16 protein-coding genes are annotated in these 21,195 nt (G+C 38.0%); 10 read left to right on the top strand and 6 right to left on the bottom strand.

The features are described from left to right. Window positions 1–90: 90 nt before the first annotated feature. The gene (locus CHB62_RS05265; protein ID WP_089366051.1) at window positions 91–816 is read left to right on the top strand and encodes a toxin-antitoxin system YwqK family antitoxin; all 726 of its coding nucleotides are present in this window, start codon (window positions 91–93) and stop codon (window positions 814–816) included. An 892-nt stretch (window positions 817–1,708) separates the two neighbouring features. Continuing rightward, the gene (locus CHB62_RS05270; protein ID WP_089365985.1) at window positions 1,709–2,584 is read left to right on the top strand and encodes an endonuclease/exonuclease/phosphatase family protein; all 876 of its coding nucleotides are present in this window, start codon (window positions 1,709–1,711) and stop codon (window positions 2,582–2,584) included. A 253-nt stretch (window positions 2,585–2,837) separates the two neighbouring features. On the opposite strand, the gene CHB62_RS05275 is transcribed toward CHB62_RS05270, so the two are convergent. The 3 genes from CHB62_RS05275 to CHB62_RS05285 form a co-directional block, all read right to left on the bottom strand. After that, the gene (locus CHB62_RS05275) at window positions 2,838–3,965 is read right to left on the bottom strand and encodes a nucleotidyltransferase family protein (RefSeq protein WP_089366052.1); all 1,128 of its coding nucleotides are present in this window, start codon (window positions 3,963–3,965) and stop codon (window positions 2,838–2,840) included. Window positions 3,966–4,000: 35 nt separating this feature from the next. Beyond that, complete coding sequence (locus tag CHB62_RS05280; protein ID WP_089365986.1) at window positions 4,001–5,920, bottom strand: polysaccharide biosynthesis protein; 1,920 nt, start codon at window positions 5,918–5,920, stop codon at window positions 4,001–4,003. A gap of 163 nt (window positions 5,921–6,083) precedes the next feature. Beyond that, window positions 6,084–7,469, bottom strand: coding sequence for a toxin-antitoxin system YwqK family antitoxin (locus CHB62_RS05285; protein WP_089365987.1), 1,386 nt, complete (start codon window positions 7,467–7,469; stop codon window positions 6,084–6,086). A 149-nt stretch (window positions 7,470–7,618) separates the two neighbouring features. Here CHB62_RS05285 and CHB62_RS05290 point away from each other — a divergent pair, with 149 nt between their 5' ends. From CHB62_RS05290 to sucD, 4 genes are read left to right on the top strand one after another with little or no spacing between them, the layout of a single operon-like run. After that, window positions 7,619–8,530, top strand: coding sequence for a phosphate acyltransferase (locus CHB62_RS05290; RefSeq protein ID WP_089365988.1), 912 nt, complete (start codon window positions 7,619–7,621; stop codon window positions 8,528–8,530). A gap of 39 nt (window positions 8,531–8,569) precedes the next feature. Continuing rightward, complete coding sequence (gene buk / locus CHB62_RS05295; protein WP_089365989.1) at window positions 8,570–9,634, top strand: butyrate kinase; 1,065 nt, start codon at window positions 8,570–8,572, stop codon at window positions 9,632–9,634. Window positions 9,635–9,688: 54 nt separating this feature from the next. Continuing rightward, a complete protein-coding gene (sucC, locus tag CHB62_RS05300) occupies window positions 9,689–10,828 on the top strand; it encodes an ADP-forming succinate--CoA ligase subunit beta (protein WP_089365990.1) in 1,140 nt (379 codons plus the stop codon). A 12-nt stretch (window positions 10,829–10,840) separates the two neighbouring features. Beyond that, complete coding sequence (gene sucD / locus CHB62_RS05305) at window positions 10,841–11,713, top strand: succinate--CoA ligase subunit alpha (protein WP_009011182.1); 873 nt, start codon at window positions 10,841–10,843, stop codon at window positions 11,711–11,713. 1,286 nt (window positions 11,714–12,999) lie between these two features. On the opposite strand, the gene CHB62_RS05320 is transcribed toward sucD, so the two are convergent. After that, window positions 13,000–14,202 carry an esterase gene (locus CHB62_RS05320; RefSeq protein WP_089365993.1) on the bottom strand — a complete coding sequence of 401 codons (1,203 nt, stop codon included), beginning with the start codon at window positions 14,200–14,202 and terminating at the stop codon, window positions 13,000–13,002. Window positions 14,203–15,490: 1,288 nt separating this feature from the next. Here CHB62_RS05320 and trxA point away from each other — a divergent pair. After that, a complete protein-coding gene (gene trxA, locus CHB62_RS05325; RefSeq protein ID WP_009011186.1) occupies window positions 15,491–16,000 on the top strand; it encodes a thioredoxin in 510 nt (169 codons plus the stop codon). A 9-nt stretch (window positions 16,001–16,009) separates the two neighbouring features. After that, entirely contained in the window at window positions 16,010–16,366 is a 357-nt protein-coding gene (locus tag CHB62_RS05330) for a MarR family winged helix-turn-helix transcriptional regulator (protein WP_089365994.1), read from the top strand. A gap of 156 nt (window positions 16,367–16,522) precedes the next feature. Here CHB62_RS05330 and CHB62_RS05335 read toward each other — a convergent pair whose 3' ends face one another. Further along, the gene (locus tag CHB62_RS05335) at window positions 16,523–18,064 is read right to left on the bottom strand and encodes a RapZ C-terminal domain-containing protein (protein ID WP_089365995.1); all 1,542 of its coding nucleotides are present in this window, start codon (window positions 18,062–18,064) and stop codon (window positions 16,523–16,525) included. Between the two features lie 123 nt (window positions 18,065–18,187). Continuing rightward, complete coding sequence (locus CHB62_RS05340; protein ID WP_089366053.1) at window positions 18,188–18,397, bottom strand: hypothetical protein; 210 nt, start codon at window positions 18,395–18,397, stop codon at window positions 18,188–18,190. Window positions 18,398–18,880: 483 nt separating this feature from the next. Here CHB62_RS05340 and CHB62_RS05345 point away from each other — a divergent pair, with 483 nt between their 5' ends. Then, a complete protein-coding gene (locus tag CHB62_RS05345) occupies window positions 18,881–20,101 on the top strand; it encodes an HD domain-containing protein (RefSeq protein WP_089366054.1) in 1,221 nt (406 codons plus the stop codon). 50 nt (window positions 20,102–20,151) lie between these two features. Beyond that, window positions 20,152–21,192 (top strand): UDP-3-O-(3-hydroxymyristoyl)glucosamine N-acyltransferase, encoded by a 1,041-nt coding sequence (gene lpxD, locus CHB62_RS05350; RefSeq protein WP_089365996.1) that lies wholly within the window; start codon window positions 20,152–20,154, stop codon window positions 21,190–21,192. Window positions 21,193–21,195 lie beyond the last annotated feature (3 nt).

Raw genomic sequence — 21,195 nt, forward strand, 5'->3', positions numbered from 1 at the left:
CCGAGAGATGCAGACAACCTCTCGCTACGCGTCGAGAACGTCTGCATCTCTCGGAGAGGGACACTCTTTTATTGCACTTCGTTTTGGAACTTGCAACTACCTTTAGCATGTAACGCACAGGTAAAGAAGACTGTAGAGACCTACGACAATGGACAAATAAAGTCGATTTCTTATAAAAATAAAAAGACAGGCTTGCTTGAAGGGCATTGTGTTAGTTATATGGAAGATGGCCGCTTGTTACTGGAAGAAGACTATAAGGAAGGCTTACGAGACGGACAGGTAAAGTATTACGATAGATATGGTAATATCGCAAGTATCGTGAGTTATGTCAAAGGAGAGAAGCAGGGTAAGCTCTATATGTATAAAAAGACAAGTTATCCCGGTGAGACTCCTCGACTCGACTACATCGAGAACTACGAGAAAGGAAAGCTACAGGGAATGACCTATGTGTACGATCAGTATGGGCAGAAGATTATCGAACGCGCACGTTATGTAGATGGCTTATGTATCGAAGATACCACTACAATTCCACGAGGTACGCTCTATGAATGGGTGACGATAGGGCCTGACGGAACTTATTTCACGGGTATACACAAGAGTAAATTTGTACCAGTAAAGAAGAATGTGACTGTTCGGCAAATTATAAGGAGGGCTCCTGTTGTACAACGCTCAACAACAGCGAAGAATGTTAAGGCTAAGCCTGTTCTACGACACAACCCTACTCCTATCACTAAGCCGAAGCCCCAATCACAGCCTAAAATAGAGTCTAAACCACGCATGAAGACGAACGATGATGGTACAATAAGAATGGAGTAGAATTACGTTGACAAAGTAGTATCAAAAACAAATTAATCTTTTGGTGTTATTCTGTCTCTTGTATATTCCCTTGAAAGGATTAAAAAATAAAAGACTGGGACCTACTATGAGTTCCAGTCTTTTGCGTTTAGTTGACTTTAATACTATTCATTCATCAAGGCAAAAGTGACAAAACCAACGATAACTGTTATCTTTTCTACGATAGATGTGTTTGAATAGGTGACAGTTTATCTGCAAACATGCTTAAAAGAAGGCTACTTAAAAGTTCATCTTTTCATTATGTCATTAGGACAAAGCTTGTTTTCTAATTAGAACAACACAGGCTTATTAATACAAATAGAAACTGCTCATGAAACCAACTTTTGGTCTTAATGTAAACATTTTTCGCCCTTCTAACCTCTTACACATGGTCTTTAAGCTTATAGAAGAGGCCTATTTAGCTTGCAAAACATGCCCTTCTTGCGTGTTGAAAACGCCTCTCTTGGCGCAAGAAGGGCGTCTTCAACAATGCTATAGGTAACATCTTGATTTATTGATGGTTATATGACATATTCTAAGGTAAGTTATACTCTTTTATTGAATGCTTTTGACTCGTTTATATGTAATATATTTTTATTCTAACACGGGTTCCATTAAAGGATGTTATAATTACTGAGATTACGCAATGATGATACAAGTCAAATTAAACTTAAAGTCCAATTTAGTTTTAGCTAACATAATCCTACTTGCTTTAAGATTAAGCTTAAGGGATGTCATATTGTCTGAATAAAAGAGAGGTAATATGATGAAATATAGAAAACATTATGTACTTTTGTAAATTAGAAAGTATATTGTAAATGAAAGGCATCCTTAGTTTACAATATAATCAACTGAATATCAATGAACTTAAATCATGTATAAACAACTGACAACACTAATCCTTGCATTACTACTAAGCAGTAGTTCTTATGCTCAACAACTCTATGTGGGCACATATAACATCCGTTACAATAATCCTAATGATGAACATGAGGGGAACGCATGGACACTACGCTGTCCACCATTATGCGATTTCATCAATTTTGAACAGCCAGAAATATTCGGTACTCAGGAGGTTCTTGTAGATCAACTACATGACTTAAGCAAAGGACTGAATGGTTATGACTATATCGGTATAGGACGAGAAGATGGAAAGGAGAAGGGAGAATATGCAGCAATCTTTTATAAGAAAGATCAACTCAGACTATTAGACAGTGGTAATTTCTGGCTTTCTTCAACTCCTGAACACGCCTCATTAGGATGGGATGCAGCTTGTATTCGTATTTGTACATGGGGAGAATTTCAAGATAAAACATCTGGCAAGAAGTTCTTTTTCTTCAATACTCACATGGACCACGTGGGTGTTGTAGCACGAAGAGAGAGTGCACAACTAATTCTGAAACGCATTAGTCAACTGGCAAAGGGTCTACCTACCATTCTAACGGGTGACTTTAACGTTGATCAAACAGATGAGATCTATCAGATATTCTCTAACTCTGGAATACTATACGACTGTTATACCAACGCTCAACAGCGTATGGCACCCACAGGAACATGGAATGATTTTATGCAGGATAGCCGTAGTAAATCTCGTATTGACCACATTTTTGTTACAAGAGATTTTGATGTTCCGCATTACGCCATCTTTACCAACAGCTATTGGCTCGGTAAGTCACGGCGTAATATATCTGATCATTATCCAGTAATGGTAAAACTCTCTTATTCAAAAAATAAGACTTTACAAAAGTAATATCGATTTCCTTTTATTCTGAAGTAAGTGAGATAGAAAGAAATACAATATTAGTCGGATATACTATCACCTCTTATACAACAAAAGAACAATTGACCCTTTATTTATTTTAAGTACCGAACACCATTGGAGATAAACACTATTCTCCTTTGGTGTTCGCATATTGTATAGCAGTTTCGCTTTACTTTTCAAACAAAAATAAAAGGACTCAAGTATATGACATACACATGACGTATGACACTTAACAAGTTACTCATTTTGAGCTATGACCCAATTGTCTACGCAGATAAGCCTTATATATCATGTGCCACCAGCGTGAAATGGGACGTCCCCACACTGTTTCTGATGGGAAGTCTATAGCAAAATGAAGGTTTCTATATATCTCTATGAAATATTGGGAATAAACAGATTTACCTGCAAACGAGTAACGATGGTCATGGAAACCAAAGTTTCCTGCAATCAAAATCTCTGACATAAGAATCTTACCTATTCTGTTATTTGGCTTCATCAAAAGAAACTTATCTGGCAAAGAAAAAATCTCTTTCATGACATACATAACGGCAGCAGTAAACTTATACATTCCTACACTCTTTAGAATATGAACTGTCTTCAAACGCTCTTCTTCACTAAAACCACGTAACAGCAAGTAATAATAATCGATCATCTGCCTTAATCCTATTCCCTCAAAGAAGAAGTGATGCATAAGATGGGACAACTGGAATACACGATTAAAGTCATCTGTAACCGTATAAATCTTTCCTAATCCATCTGGTAGAGCTGTTTGGTGTTTAAATTGCTCTTTCTTACATTGATCAAAGAACTTGCGTAATTTATACTCATGCCAAACGTTTCCCATAAATGAAGGAAAGAAATGCACCTCCACAGGAGTCTTAAAATAACTTAGTTCTATATGGTGATATCCTATTTCACCCTTCGGATCTAACTGACGAGAAATACGTATAATGTCTAATGTTTTAGCATCTGTCCAAAGGTCAATATCCCCAGAAGTACGCATATATGGGTCCGGATACATCAATGCATTCGTCTGTCCTTTTAAGACACAACCATGCACTCCATATTTCTCTTGCAATAATGTTGTAAGAGCTGACGCATCTTTATAGGCTTGTCTATTAGCTTGTTCTATAAATGAGCAGGTAGCATACCATTTAAGAATTTGTTGTTTATTAGGTCGATGTGGAGAGTCTGAAAGTTTCTTTATACCATGAAACAAGACACCCAGAATAGCTTGTTTATTACCAAAGGCGTAGAGTTCATCCCAGTCCATATCTTCTAAGCTCGCAGGTTCCTGTGCTTCCTCCTTTAAACAAAAGCGAAGAAAGTCGAAGATACGGATAAAAGGATCATTATTCTTATATTCCATGATTCTATTTAAGTCCTCCTCCCTCATATAATAAACTACTTATTATCGAGGACAGAATATTTACTATTGTTACTTACATACTCTGGTACAATCTCTTTCATCTTCTCAACAATTGCCATATCATCGTAAGTATGACTTAAAGCTATTAATGCTTCTATTTGCTTATTTACCTCATTGTAGTCATACTCACGAACTTCCGCTATACGAATCTTCTCATGGAAGCTTGGAAGAGTATTTTCCGTTGTACTTAATACTTCTTCATATAGTTTCTCACCAGCACGTAGGCCCGTGTATTCGATATCAATATTTTTAGCACCAGAAAGCTTTATCATTCGCTTGGCAAGGTCAGCAATCTTGACAGGCTTACCCATATCGAAGACAAAAATCTCTCCTCCACCTCCATGTGTACCTGCTTCGAGCACTAATTTACATGCTTCTGGAATAAGCATGAAGAAACGAATAATATTTGGATCAGTAACAGTGACAGGTCCGCCAGCTTTAATCTGCTTTTCAAATAAAGGTATTACAGATCCATTTGAACCTAATACATTACCAAAACGAGTAGTTACAAATTGTGTTGTTGGTTTACCGTTTGCTTGGTCATTAATCATTTTATTAAGACTTTGACAATAGATTTCACAGATACGTTTAGAACAACCCATTACGTTTGTTGGGTTAACTGCCTTATCTGTTGAGACCATGACAAATTTCTTAACACCATACTTTACACTGAGGTCAGCAATAACTTTCGTTCCCCATATATTGTTCTGCACACTTTCTGATGGATTATTTTCCATCATAGGTACATGCTTATATGCTGCAGCATGAAATACATAGTCAGGCTTATATGTCTTGAATATCTCCTCCATACGGTCATAGTTAGAAATACTCGCAACAATAGTATGAGCCTTAATATCAGGCCATTCAAACTGCATCATTAAGCGAATATTATGCTGGGGAGTCTCTGCTTGGTCAATAAGAATAAGCTCAGCAGGCTTATATATAGCAATCTGACGCACCATCTCCGAGCCAATACTACCCGCAGAACCCGTAATCATGATTTTCTTGTTACGTAAAAGATTACCAATGGAATCCATGTCTACATTGATTTGATCACGTGGTAATAAGTCTTCAATACTTATCTCCTTAAGCTGTACCTTCGTGTAATCATCGTCTTTAGACCACTCTTTTTCAGCATGACTCATAAAGATTTGAACCCCAAGATTCAATAGGATATCTTGTAATTTCGTATCATTACGGAAACGTGCGTTCTGTAATGGAGAAACTAAAACAGCCTTTATTTTCAACGCTTTAATACGCTCAGCAAGATTATCATCAACCAGATATATCTTCTGACCCATAAGTATTCGACCACTAATGGATGGGTCATGAGCAATAAAACCTTTCAGAAGGAATTTGCATGGCTTGTCTGTTCTTATGCTTTTTGCTAATCCAACACCACCATCCTTCACACCATAGATAAGCGTACGAACACCTTTATCAGTGTTAAACAGCACATCATAAAGTGATTTCGTTATGATACGGAAAGCCATCATACCTATTGTTGCAACAAGATACATTGCTGCAATTTGTCTACCTTGTAAACGAACAAACTCAAGATTCCAATGATAGACAACATAATGCATTACCTCCGCAACCGCAAGAGACAATAACATTGCTAATACTACTCGCTGTAAATCAACAAAAGAGGAGTAGCGAATGATACCTGAATATGTACGGAAAATTCTGAAACCAATAAGGTTAAAAATCATGTACATGAAGATTGTTTTGGATAATAATACAATATGCTGAGGAGAAACCGCACCATGAAAAAACATCCAAAACACAAAGATACCTGACAGATAACAGATAACAATGTCAATAGCCAATATGACCCAATATGGCAAGGCATTTCGCGAAAGATACCAATTCAGTAGCTTATCAAATATTTTCATAATCACATTTAATTGTTTATAGGTAATTACTCACCTTATTTTATGAGTCTTCTCGTTCTCTTTTAGTAGAAAATATAATTTATCCTGCAAATATACTAAAAAAAAGTAAATAGTTAGCTGAAGTCTATAAATATTTATTTTAATAAACTAAAAAACTTCTATTCTATCTTATATCCATCTGAATGTGATATAATCCAGCATAGAGATTTGGCTGATGAGTAAAGGTAACGACGACTTCATGTTCACCGTAGTTTGTTGAGTTAGCCTTAGGCTCAAGTACAAAATTACCATTCGTTGATTGATAATCTAATCCACCAAGTGGCTTATATCCGGCATTGATAGCTTCTTGGGCAATATGATACATTTCTTCTTCCGACCATGTAAAAATATTAATGCGCTCTATCGTTAGCATTTTCCCTAAGGCTGTACCAAAATAACCAATCTGTCTTGGATTGTTACCCGTAATTTTATCATTGCTATTTTGTACATCATAAGACATGTTATGATGGTAGATGAATTCCTTTTGTGCACCAAACCCATCAATAATTTGTGAAGTGTTGAGTTGGAATTTACGACTAATATCAGTCAAGACATCTAAACTTTTAACTCTCTCATTATCATTACTCAACATGCTAAGAAGGTATGGAAAGTTAAACATTCTTACCTGTGTAGAATTTCTTTTTGAACTCTTCTCTACTTTAACAGGTTCTGTTTTCTCAGCTGAACTATCAGGATACTTTATATTAGCAACATAACGATCTTCTTTTGTTAAATTAATAGAAGACTCTTTCTTTGTGCCCTTTGAAGATTTAACATCATCTGTAGTTGCTGTACCTTGTACTATCTGAGAACCTTTATAATCCATTTTAAGATTCTCTTTGGTCGTTTTTGTATCCTTAACCTCTACTATCTTTTGCTTGTCATTATTTCCTCTTGCTTTACTAATACTTTTAGACTGCGCCATTAACAACGCCTCGTCATGACGATAATGTTCACAGAATTCATCTTCGTTTGTGTTTTTATTTATATAATGGTCCTTACCACCTTTGATCTCATTTACCTTAGTTCCATTACGCCAAATGGTTGTATATTCTAATCGGCCACCTTCTGTATAAGTATAACATGGGCCGTCAAGTAGACCATTACGATAAGATAATTTCATTCCTATATTACCGTTAGGAAAGAAGGAGAGCGCTCGACCATTAGCTTTTCCATTCTTATATTGCAAGACAGATTCTACCCTACCCGACTTATGAAAAGTCCGACAAACACCGTTCAATACTGTGTATTTATCATTTTGTCGGTTAATACTTATATAATGCTTCTCGGCTTGTAATTGTCCAGTAATGTAATAGTCATAAAACATCTTCTGTCCTTTATCATCGAGCGCTAAGACTCTATAATATGAAGCCTTACTAGCATTGGGTACTCCCTGCCATTGACTATTATAGAAGAAAGCCCCATGAGGGATATAAGTACGTGTTACACGTTGTGCTGTAGCAACTGTAAATAAGGTACTTAAAAGTATTATAAAGTACAAACGTTTCATATACAAATCTCTAATTCACTTGCAAATATACACCAACCAATACAAAAAAAAGAATTTTCTCATGTTTTTTTCTTTAAATATCGACCGTATATCAAAACAAAGTATTATCTTTGTCACAATATAAATCTATAACTGAAAATCGATTAACTATGCCTGGAGAAAGAAAAATTATCCATGACTTTAAACAGCTAATTCATCTTCTTAATGAAAGAAAGATTTGTAAACGAACAGTAGTTGTGTGGCCAGAAGAGAACCATACACAAGAAGCTGTTTGTAAAGCTGTACAAGATGGTTTCATAGAGCCTATTTTAGTATGCTCTAAACAAACTATGGAAAACTATGCTAAGAAGAACTCCTTTCAATCAATTCTTGCTGAATCACCAGAGGATGCAGCACGAAAAGCAGTTGAAGTAGTGAGGAAAGGTGATGCTGACATCATTATGAAAGGTTTCCTTAATACCGATGTCCTCTTACGTGCTATACTTGATAAAGAAGTAGGAATCCTACCAAAAGATACGGTCTTAACGCATATTACTGCTGCAAAGTTACCAGAGTATCATAAACTACTTTTCTTTACAGATGCTGCTGTTATCCCTTCTCCAAATGATAAGCAACGCAGAGCACAGGTAAAATATATTGTAGATTTCTGTCATGCCTTTGAGATAGAATGTCCAAAAGTAGCCCTTATCCATTGCTCAGAGAAGGTAGACGAGCGCCATTTCCCATATACTCTTTCATATAGAGCACTAAAAGAAGAAGCTGAAGCAGGAGTTTTTGGTAAGTGTACAATAGATGGCCCATTAGACTTAATAACATCTTGTTCAGTTGAAGCTATGAAGATTAAGCAGATAAACTCCCCCATAAATGGCGAAGCCGATGCTTTAATTTTCCCTGATATAGAGGCAGGCAATCTATTTTATAAGACGATAACACTATTCTGTCATGCCGAGACTGCTGCTATTCTTCAAGGAACTATGGCACCAGTAGTGCTCCCAAGTCGTGGTGATACTATTGAATCTAAATACTATAGTCTCGCCCTTGCGAGTCTTATCTCCAGATAGTCTATATACATTATATATAAGGTATACATATAAAACATTATGGCTTACAAGATTTTAGCTATCAACCCAGGATCGACATCAACCAAGATATCGCTTGCAAATGACGATCAACCCGTCTTTGTTGCAGACATTGCGCACTCAAGAGAAGAGCTAAGCAAATTCAAGCGCATATCCGACCAATATCATTTTCGCAAGCAGGTCGTTATTGAAGAATTAAAGAAAAGAAATATACCTTTAGACTTTGATGCCGTTATAGGACGAGGTGGACTTGCAAAACCAGTGTCAAGTGGTGTGTTCACTATCACAAAGCAAATGATAATAGACCAACAACGAGCTATTCATCAACATGCTTGTGATCTTGGTTGTATGATTGCAGACGAAATAGCACGAGATATTCCTAACTGTAAGAGTTTTATTGCTGACCCTGGTGTAGTGGATGAAATGGAACCAGAAGCACGTCTGTCTGGTTCTCCTCTCATGCCACGTATGTGTATTTGGCATGCTTTAAACCAGAAAGCAATAGGCCGACGCTTTGCAAAAGATATGGGAACATCATACAATAAGTTAAACCTTATTATATGTCACTTAGGTGGAGGAATCTCTATCGCAGCCCATTCACATGGCAGGGCAATTGATGCGAACAATGCGTTAGACGGTGAAGGACCATTCTCACCAGAGCGTGCTGGAACTCTTCCTGCAGCCGACTTAATTCATCTCTGCTTCAGTGGAAAATACACAGAAGAACAGTTATTGAAGAAAGTCAGTGGCCATGCAGGTCTTATTTCTCACCTTGGAACAAATGACCTACGTGAGATTATTAATTGGATCAATGCTGGTGACAAGCATGCTGAACTTGTTGTATCAGCTATGATATGGCATATTGCTAAGAATATAGCTGCAGAAGGAGCGGTGTTATGCGGCAACATAGATGCCATTCTGCTTACTGGTGGTATGGCAAAGTCTGATTATATCATCGAACGACTCAAGCAACGCCTTTCGTTCCTTGCACCTATTTATGTTTATCCAGGCCAAGATGAGATGCAGGCATTGACGGAGAATGCCTTAGCAGTACTCCGAGGCGAGCGTGAAGCGAAGGATTATTAAACAAAAAGAACCCTAAACAATTAACATATAGTTTATAATTCAAAACTAAATCTTATGAAGGTACATGAATACCAAGCAAAGAAATTCTTTGCAAGTTATGGGCTTCCAGTAGATCGCAACATTATTTGCCGTACTCCTGATGAAGCTGTTGAAGCCTACAAGCAATTAGGTGTTGAGAAAGCCGTGGTGAAAGCTCAGGTTCACACGGGTGGACGTGGCAAAGCTGGTGGTGTTAAACTTGGTAGCAACGAGGCCGAGATTCGCCAACATGCAGAAGCTATCTTGGGTATGGATATCAAGGGATTCATTGTAGACAGAGTGCTTGTCAGCGAAGCTGTTGACATTGCTTCAGAGTACTACATGAGTATCCTTGTTGATCGCAAGTCAAAGTGTCCTATGTTAATGCTTAGTCGTGCTGGTGGTATGGATATTGAGCAAGTAGCAAAGGAGACACCAGAAAAGATTGAGAAGATTGTCATTGACCCAGTTGTTGGTATGAGCGACTATCTTGCACGTGAGGCTGCTTTCAAGCTTTTCGATGACATGGCACAGGTTAAACAGGCCGTACCAATCTTCAAGAATATTTATAAACTCTTTACAGAGAAGGACGCTTCACTGGCAGAGATCAACCCATTAGTAATGTTGAAAGATGGTTCTTTGAAGGCTATCGATGCCAAGATGACCTTTGACGACAATGCTCTCTTCCGTCATCCAGATGTTGCTGAATTATTCGAGCCTACAGAGGAAGAACGCAAGGAACGTGAAGCAAAAGACAAGGGATTTAGCTATGTGAACCTTGGTGGAAGCATTGGTTGTATGGTTAACGGAGCTGGTCTTGCTATGGCAACCATGGATATGATCAAGTTATATGGTGGTGAACCAGCCAATTTCCTCGATATTGGTGGTAGTTCTAACCCAGAGAAGATTGTTGAAGCTATGAAACTTCTCTTGAGTGATAAGCATGTAAAGGTTGTGTTAATCAACATCTTCGGTGGTATTACCCGTTGTGATGATGTTGCTAACGGACTCTTGGAGGCCTTCAAGGTTATTGAGACAGACATCCCTATTGTCATCCGCTTGACTGGAACTAACGAAGCAGAAGGTAGAGCTATCCTTGAGGGAACTCACTTCACTGTCGGTACAAGCATGGCAGATGCAGGACATAAGGCTGTAGAACTAAGCAAAAAACTTTAAAACACAAGAGTTATGAGTATTCTAATTAATAAAGATACAAAGTTAATCGTACAGGGCATTACAGGTCGTGATGGTAGTTTCCACGCTTCAAAGATGAAGGAGTATGGCACCAACGTGGTTGGTGGAACATCTCCTGGCAAGGCTGGTCAGGAAGTATGTGGCATCCCTGTATTCAACACCGTTAAGGATGCTGTTGCTGCAACTGGAGCCAACGCATCTATTATCTTCGTCCCTGCCCCATTCGCAAAAGATGCAATGCTTGAAGCGATTGATGGTGGTGTGAAACTCGTCATTTGTATTACCGAGGGCGTGCCAACGCTTGATGCTGTTGCAGCACAGCGTTACGCTAAGATTAAGGGAGTCAAGGTAATTGGTCCTAACTGTCCTGGTCTTATTTCTCCAGAGGAGAGTATGGCTGGTATTATGCCAACTAATATCTTCAAGAAGGGACATACTGGTGTTATCAGTCGTAGTGGTACACTTACCTACGAGGTTGTTTATAACCTTACACAAGCTGGTTTGGGACAATCCACAGCAGTCGGTGTTGGTGGTGACCCAGTCGTTGGACTTTATTTTGAGGAGCTTCTTCGTATGTTCCAAGACGACCCAGAGACAGACAGTATAGCTCTCATTGGAGAGATTGGTGGTGATGCTGAAGAGCGTGCTGCTAAGTTTATTAAGGAGAACGTTACCAAACCTGTTGCTGTATTCATCTCTGGTCAGCAAGCTCCTCCGGGTAAGCAGATGGGACACGCTGGTGCTATCATCTCAAGTGGCTCAGGTTCTGCAAGCGAGAAGATAGCAGCTTTTGAGGCCGTAGGGGTACCTGTTGCACGTGAGACAAGTGAAATACCAGAACTCCTTAAGAAGCAATTAAAGAAGTAAAAAGCTTGGTATTTAAGCCAATTTCTATAAGATTTAGAGGAATATCCACTAAGGGTATTCCTCTATTTGATTTCTAACAATCCTATTGTAAATCATCATTTTGAGCTGGTTATCAACACCTTATCTATGTAATACACATGAGGCAATGTTTCTTTAACTACTAATCGAACTTTTAAGTGATTAACAACAGAGTCACCATATATTCTATAAAGCTCTTCTGATGTTGGTGTTGCCGAGAGTTGTATAAACTCCCCTTTATACTTACATCGAATACCGCTACTACATGACCTGCTTTCTCTTCTTATAGGAGTATAGTGTTCAACGCCAATATATTCAGTTAAATGTCCCCCTACCCTTTTGCTTCTCGCCACATTTAATGCGTAGAAACTAAACCATACTACAAAGAATACACATCCCTGTTGCATGAAGATAATAACGCAAAGCATCAATTCTTTTAAGCAGCATATAGGACAATATGAATATAGGAGTACTCAAAGAGAGCGCATAGATGTATGTATCTATTATAAAATTTCTTCTCAAATATAACAACAGAAATAGTCCTACTACAGCTAAGAAATACCATAAAGTATCTTTCTCAAGAAGACCTTTTAGTTTCATAATCCTATTTGTTTGTATAAATGCATCGTCGCATATAACCTTTATTACAAGGATAAGGGGGCGTACTGAAGAAAATATTTCATTGCTTCTCACCGTGATAACCTTTTATATAATGATACATGCAGCAGATTGAAAGTAAACCTAATGAGAGAAATCCGACCCTAACAAATATATCATCTCTTATATCATAAAACAGTGTATCAGTCAATTTATTATAATACAAAGGCATATATAGCTTGTCTTCATTAATATCTTTTTTACTTACAGTGACGGTGTAATCCTTTCCAATATATCGTACTATAATATATGAGGTAATATTTACAGCTCCACTATGCTTAGATACGATTTCGTATGACTTAATAGGTCCGGTCTCAAGTGCCTTATTATCGTAATAAACAACAACTATGCTGTAAACCAGATATATAGGCCAAACCAGCACTACTAACAAGAGACATTTCCATATTTGACAATATTCTATCCTATTGACCGACATAGTCTTTATACTATTGCACCATATTTTAAATCTCTACTATCATTCCCTTGCAGCTTACGAACGTTTTACATCGAAGAAATATCCAATTGAAAGTAACACTACAAAGAGTCAACACAACGTATAACAGGCAGCAAAACGTATGTAGGAAATGAACTGAAAGCTTTATCAATACTTCTTACTTGAAAAGCTTTTGTACAAAAGTAGACAGATACTCTCTCCAGTTTCGCCAACTATGTCCGCCTTTCGTCTTAAGATAAGAGTATTTATAAGATTCTTTATCCAATGCTGCACGGAGTCTATCATCATCCTTTGAGAGAAAATCGTCCTTACCAATACCAATCCATATAAGCTTAGGAGATTTCTTACACAGCGTCTTAAATTTCTCGTCAACATTCTTATATATATAAGAAAGTGTATCACCATCCTTTGACATTCGATTGACAGCAGAAGAGAACAAACCAATATAATTAAAGGAGTTTGGATTATTTAAAGCAATATAAAGCGAATGAAAGCCACCCATAGACAGTCCTGCAATCGCTCTGTTTGCCTTATCCTTCTTCACACGATAGGTCTTTTCTACAAACTGTATAATATCAGGAAAGGCTTTTTCAAAGTTTCCATCCATTGTTTTTGGATACTGCGTTGTAGCTACTACAAGTCCTTTAGATCCCTCACCCGGAGCTGCTTCCTGCGAAATATTACCATTTGGCATTACTACTACCATTGGTTCTGCTTTTCCTTCAGCGATAAGGTTGTCCAAAATCTGTGTTGCACGTCCTAACTCTTCCCATGCCTCTTCATCGACTCCCATGCCATGAAGCAGATAAAGAACAGGATAACTCCGCTTATTTGATTCGTATCCAGCTGGCGTATAGACAGTCATACGACGTTGAAGACCAGCCGTTGGACTATCATACCACACTTTTCTAACTGTCCCGTGAGGTACATTCTTTACGGCATATAACCCATCTACACCACCGCCAACAAGTACTACACTGTATCTATTACCAATGTCACGAACAGTATATATATTCTTTGGATCAGTAATCTTTACACCATCAACTATCAGATTATAACTGTAGAACTCTGGCTTCAAGGGTGGAGTTGTCAGCGTCCATCGTCCGTTCGCATCTTTATTCATCAACTGTGGGTGCCAATCTCCATCCGCATACTTATCTGGAGTATCTTTCCCTGCATATAAGAAATTGCCAGTCAATTCCACCTTCTCAGCGTTTGGCGCAAAAAGACTGATAGTTATAGAATTGTCTTCATTCACTATTGGTGAGACAATCTCGTTATCTTTCCAATTAAGCACTTCCTGTGCTGCTACTAAGGAGAAACTTGCAAGGCAAGCAAAGAACAGGACAAACCTTTTCATGATTTCGTGTTTTAATTTATTGCATTAACTTTTTTTTCAACGTATAAGTACTCATCTCTTAAAGTGTAGATACACATTTAATTATATTATGTACGTAATTACAGCTCAAAGAAATTTTTATCAACAGAACTAAAAGCTATGAGACAAGTATATGAAGAATCTCCCCACTCCCTCAAACGCTCTTTCACAATACCCCTGCTTATACTCAATAAGCATAAAATTGATTTATAGCTCTGTTGGAATCTGTCATTTGAAAGTCTATTACTCTTTGGCAAAGGTAATCAAAAAACATATAAAATCAAATTCATAAACAGAAAAACTAAAATTCAAGGATACTATCAGTAATTACTAACAGACGCTATTATACAAATAATTTTAATTTTGTTTTGCTGTCATTTTTAACATTTCATGTAAACATACTATAAGTCAATTAGTTAACAGCTAATATCAGATGACAGCAGTGACAGCAAATTTCATTTTGAAAATTCAGCTTTGTTTTAAACACATAAAAGATAGAACAAAAAGATTCTATCAACCAAGTAGACTTCGTCCTACCCACGTAGGAGAAGGAAGGTAGTTGGTGGCATTACACCAACGGAAGCGACATCACCTCACACCATAAAGATTTTACCCCCCTAAAAAGAAATGATGGAGAGCGAAGTAGATTGTTAGCTAACCCCAATATGACTATTGAAAAAAGAGAAAGACCTTCATACGTGCAGACGGGGAATGTAATGATATTTTAGGACACACTGTCCACTTCCTATTGAAAAGGGCTGAGAGAGGTGTGTAGAAGAGGCTTATCTTCTTTCAAGAACATGCCCTTCTTGAAGGCAGAAGACGCCCTTCTTGAAGCGAGAAAGACATCTTCTTCGCCCCTACTTATAACATATTGATTTATTGTATGTTATAAGCTTAATTATTACAGACACTACGCTTTTACCGTGAAGATGTACACCTTTGCATTATGTCATGATTTTTCATCGTTCTACTGATTGTTTCGTAATAAGGAGTAAGTACCGAACTATTTTAAGAGAGCTACTGGTAAATGTAAGAGAAAACAATCTTCTCGCCCAGAGAACTTACTTAAAAGCAATAAAAAACGTATGAAAATGCAACTAAAAGGTCGGATGAGACAAATTTGAGACATCATGAATAATTTTCCATTGGAAATTTGGTAGATAGTAAAATAATACTTATCTTTGCAACGTTTTCCTAAGGAAAGCAAAATAAACAATAACAAACCGAGTAACAAAAGGACTTCGGTAAAATAAAGATTACACATATAATGAAACGTACAGCAACACTTGTAGTGGCTATCATGGCATTAACACTGACTGCTTGCAAGGCAGATAACAATCCTAAAAAACAGGATAACAGTGCAATGACTACAGAGCAAACAGGAGTAACTAATCAAAATGAAGGAAAGGAAACAAAGATGACTGTAACAGAAATGAACTCAGAGATGTTCCAACAGAAGGTTATGGATTTTAAGAGTAATCCTAAGACATGGAACTTTAAAGGTGATAAGCCTGCTATTATAGACTTTTATGCAACATGGTGTGGTCCTTGCAAAGCAACGGCTCCTATCCTTGAAGAGATTGCTGGTGACTATGCAGGCCAGATTGATGTATATAAAGTTGATGTAGACAAACAGCGCGAATTGGCAAGCCTTTTCGGCATTCGTTCAATCCCATCAATACTCTTCATCCCTAAGACTGGCGAACCCTCAATGCAGACAGGAGCTATGAATAAGGCTCAGTTCGAGGAGGTTATTAAGTCTGTCTTATTGAAGTAAAGACCAATAATGGATAATCATTGCATCAGTAAGATTCGTGAAATATTTCGTGTCATCACCTCTTTTGAAAGTAGACTACAACAGCAAATAGGCTTGAACATCAATGAAGCGATGTTGTTATGTCTACTCTCAGAGAGCGAAAAACCTATGTTGGCAGGCGAGATAGCCGAAGAGATGGGTTTGACACGTTCTAATACTTCAAAGGTGATAGCCTCATTAGAGCAGGCTTCACTTATTCGCCGACGTGCTTGTTCGGAGGATGGTCGCTGCCAAAGATTCCATATCACAAAGCATGGTTTAGACAAGTTAGACCATTTGCATTGTGACTCTATAGCGGTGCCTGAAGAGTTAAAGGAGATAATATAGAATATATTGCAATCTTTCTGAGCAAGAATAAGCGTTAATAATTATAGGGACGTATAGACTGTGAGTTGCCAAATGGCCTGTTAAATACTCACGAACTATACGTCCCTATTCTTATTCTATTATCTAAAACCACCTACCCTATAAAGCTCCTAAGTATTATTTAGCTTTTAGAGTCTGCTCGATACCTTGTTCTCTGTGCGTTATGTGTACTTCTATCCCATATTTCTCATTAAGATGTTCGGCAAGATGCTGTGCACTATAAACAGAGCGGTGCTGTCCACCTGTACATCCAAAAGAAAACATCAAGTCGGTGAATCCACGTTGCATATAGCGCTCTACATGATGGTCAGCAAGCTTATAAACAGGCTTCAAGAAGTCGAGTATTTCCCCATCATCCTCAAGGAAGCGAATGACAGGTTCGTCTAATCCCGTAATCTTCTTATATGGCTCGTATCGACCAGGATTATGAGTACTTCTACAGTCGAACACATAACCGCCTCCATTACCAGATGTATCTTCAGGAATACCCTTCTTAAATGAGAAACTAAACACGCGCACTACCAGCGGACCCTTACCATCATATTTAGAGAATGTGGCAGGACCATCTAATGGATTAGCCTTATAAACATCTTTCTCTGCTGTTTTCAAGCCATCAGTCCTGTTGGCCGCAGGCTTCTCTATATGCGCAAACTGTGGCAATAATGTCAGTCGCTTCAACATATCCATCATGTAAGGATAAGGAAAAACATCATCTCCTAAGGCCAAGAGATCACGTAAATTTTGTATTGCAGGAGGGATAGAATCGATGAAATGTTTCTTCCTTTCAAAATATCCACGGAACCCGTATGCACCTAAGACCTGTAACGTACGGAAGAGAACAAACAAAGACAATCGATTGACGAAATGGCGTTTAGAAGGAACCTCTGTATAATTCTTAAGACTTTGATAGTATTCAAATACCAACTCACGACGCAACTTAAAAGAGTACTTTGCACTTGCCTGCCACAGAAATGATGCAAGATCATAATAGAAAGGTCCTTTTCTTCCACCTTGGAAGTCTATGAAATAGGGGCTTCCCTCCTTGTCTAACATGATATTACGAGCTTGGAAATCACGATAGAGAAAAGAGTCCATTTTCTCCGAGGTTAGGTCTTTTGCAAACATACGGAAGTTTGCTTCAAGCTTTAATTCATGGAAGTCGAGCTCAGTTGCTTTAAGGAAGCAATACTTAAAATAGTTCAAATCAAAGAGTACACTCTCCTGATTAAACTCTGGTTGTGGGTAACAATTAGAGAAATCTAACCCTCTTGCACCACGCAATTGGATATTTGGCAATTCTCTTATAGCATTGCGTAAAAGTTTTTGTTCAGCAAGATTATAGCGTCCTCCAGCCTCTCGCCCACCCCGTATCGCATCGAAGAGCGAAGTGTTACCAAGGTCTGTTTGTAGATAACAAAGCTCATCTGAAGAAACAGCCAATAGGTGTGGTACAGGTAAGCGCCGCTTCTCAAAATGCTTAGCAAGATAGATGAAAGCATGATTTTCATCTCGGCTTGTTCCTATAACACCAATAACAGCATTACCTTCTTCATCATACAATCGGTAATACTCACGGTTGCTACCTGCTCCAGCCAACTTTTCTACATTTGAGGGTCTACTACCCTTCCAATTCGTATATAGTTCTAATAGTTGCTCCATAATCCATTTTGTTATGTAGGCTAATTGCAGAACGACTCGTAACGCCTCGTTCTCCTCCTACATAATGACCTCTATGATTTTATAGCTTTAGAATGATTAAGCTACAAAACCACATGTCTAAAGTTAATCGTCTTGCTCTTCAAGCTTTTTCTTAATATCTTCAGCACGTTTCTCACTTTGCTTTTTATGGTCATACTGACGTAATAAACCATCTATCAACAGTAGGATAGCGAGGACTCCACCAGTAATAAACCATGACCTTGTGAGATAGTATATGCACCCGATAACTATGAAGAGCACAACAAATTCTTTCCAGTTAATCAATCGTTTCATGCCTACAAAGTTAACGAAAAGATTATAGATAAGGAATGAAACAGACAAGTTTTTATGTTATTTATTCTAATCTATCGTTTTCCCTGATTTGATATTCTTGCTGCCTGATAACCATGTAAGTTTTGTTTGTCATAGGCGAAACAGGGGCTTACTAATTGCAACTTACGTTTTTCGCAATCCCAATCTTACCATTGATTAAGCTTTCAAAAAATCAGTACTAAGTCTTCGTGATATTATTAATAAGCCCTTGTACACAGATTGAGAATAAGAAATAATAAGCAGGATAATCCCTTAAAAATTTAGGAGAAACTGATAAATTTGACATTGGAATTGGAATATAATACAACAAATATGGCTTTGAAAGGAAGCAGAATGGTCTTTTCTACATGATACCAGTAAATTATTAATAGGACAGGCTGTTGTCTAAAGGAAATATATTACCTTTGTAATCTAATGATAAAAGAGCAAGATAACATAGAAAAGATGACAGATGCAAAGATAATAAACGACCCTGTTTTTGGATTTATAAAAGTGCCACGTGGATTGTTACTTGACATCGTTCGTCATCCACTTATGCAACGACTTACACGCATAAAACAATTGGGTCTGACACAGGAGGTGTATCCAGGTGCACAGCATACACGTTTCCAACATTCTTTAGGTGCTTTTTATCTTATGAGTGAGGCTCTTGTGTCACTACAACAGAAAGGAGTCTTTGTCTTTGATAGTGAGGCTGAGGCTGTACAAGCAGCTATTCTCATGCACGACATTGGTCATGCTCCCTTCTCTCATGTCTTGGAGAACACACTCATCAGCGGTATAACGCATGAAGAAATATCATTGATGATGATGGACCGAATCAATCAAGACATGCATGGAGCACTAAATCTTGCTATTAGTATCTTCAAAAACGAATACCCAAAGTCCTATCTCCATCAGCTTATCTCCAGTCAACTTGACATGGATAGGCTTGATTATCTCCGTAGAGATAGCTTTTTTACAGGAGTAACAGAGGGTAATATTGGTTCAGCACGTATCATCAAGATGCTTAACGTGGTTGACGATGCGTTGGTGGTTGAGTCAAATGGAATCTATTCTATTGAGAATTATCTTACTTCCCGACGACTTATGTATTGGCAGGTATACCTGCATAAAACAACAGTCGGATGTGAGAATGTTCTTATAAATGCTTTGCACAGAGCCAAACACTTAGCAAAGAAAGGGGTTGAACTATTTGCCTCACCTGCCCTTCGCTACTTCCTTTACAATGACATAACTGCCGATACTTTCCATAAAGATGGAAAAGCATTGGATAACTATATAGCATTGGATGACAACGATATATGGAGTGCCATTAAAGTATGGCAACAACATGATGACAAGATACTTTCACTCTTGTCATCAAATCTAATAAATCGGAAAATATTTAAGGTGGAAGTGCGAGAGAAGGAACCTACAGAAGAAGAACTTAAACAGCTTAAACAACAGATTTCAGAACGATATGGAGTAAGTATCACTGACTGCGATTACCTTGTAGGAGTAAATCGAGTACAGAAAGATATGTACAATCCTTTCGACGACCACATCAGTATTCTCTATAAAGATGGTACGATGAAGGATATAACCGAGGCGTCAGAGATTTTGAACATAGAATTACTCTCAAAAAAAATATGCAAATATTACCTCTCTTATCAACGTTTCTAAATAAAAATCCCTATCTTTGCACAAATAATAATCAATAAACGGCAATATAAATGGAATTCTCTGCGAAACAAATATCGCAATTCATACAAGGTTGTATTGAAGGTGATGAAAACGTTACCATTAATACTTTCGCCAAGATTGAAGAAGGTAAGAAAGGAGCTATCTCCTTTCTTGCAAACCCTAAATATATACATTATCTTTACGAAACAGAGTCCAGCATTGTCCTCGTAGATGAAGACATTCAAGTAGATAAACCCGTTAAGCCTACGCTTATCCGTGTGAAGAACGCACGCGATTGTGTTGCAAAGTTGCTGCAATTATACGAGGGTATGAAGCCTAAGAAGCAGGGTATCGATTCTCTTGCCTTTGTTTCATCTAAGGCAACCGTTGGTAAGGATGTGTATATTGGTGCCTTCGCTTATATCGGTGACAGTGTTACTTTGGGTGATGGCTGTCAGATTTATCCTCATGCAACGATAATGGATGGTGTGCAGTTAGGTAACAATTGTATTGTTTATCCAAATGCAAGCATCTATCATGATTGTAAGATAGGCAACAATGTCATCCTCCACTCTGGCTGTGTGATTGGTGCTGACGGTTTCGGCTTTGCTCCTAATCCAGAGACCAACAGCTATGACAAGATTCCACAAATTGGTATTGTCACAATAGAAGATAATGTAGAGATTGGTGCCAACACCTGTATTGACCGCTCAACTATGGGTAGCACATACGTACGTAAGGGTGTTAAACTCGATAATCTCGTTCAAATAGCACACAACAACGATATTGGAGAAAATACTGTAATGTCTGCGCAAGTGGGTATTGCAGGTTCTACCAAAGTTGGACAATGGTGTATGTTTGGCGGGCAAGTGGGTATTGCTGGTCATATCACTATTGGTGACAAGGTGTTTCTCGGTGCACAGTCAGGAGTTCCTGGTAGCTTAAAGAGTAATCAACAACTCATTGGAACCCTTCCAATGGAACAGCGTGCTTACTTTAAGTCACAAGCAATCTTCCAACGTTTACCAGAGATGTACAAGCAATTGAATGCGCTACAAAAAGAAATAGAAGAACTGAAAAAGAATAAATAACAT

The sequence above is a fragment of the Prevotella jejuni genome, from assembly GCF_900187995.1.
In the GTDB taxonomy this organism is placed as follows: Bacteria; Bacteroidota; Bacteroidia; order Bacteroidales; family Bacteroidaceae; genus Prevotella; species Prevotella jejuni.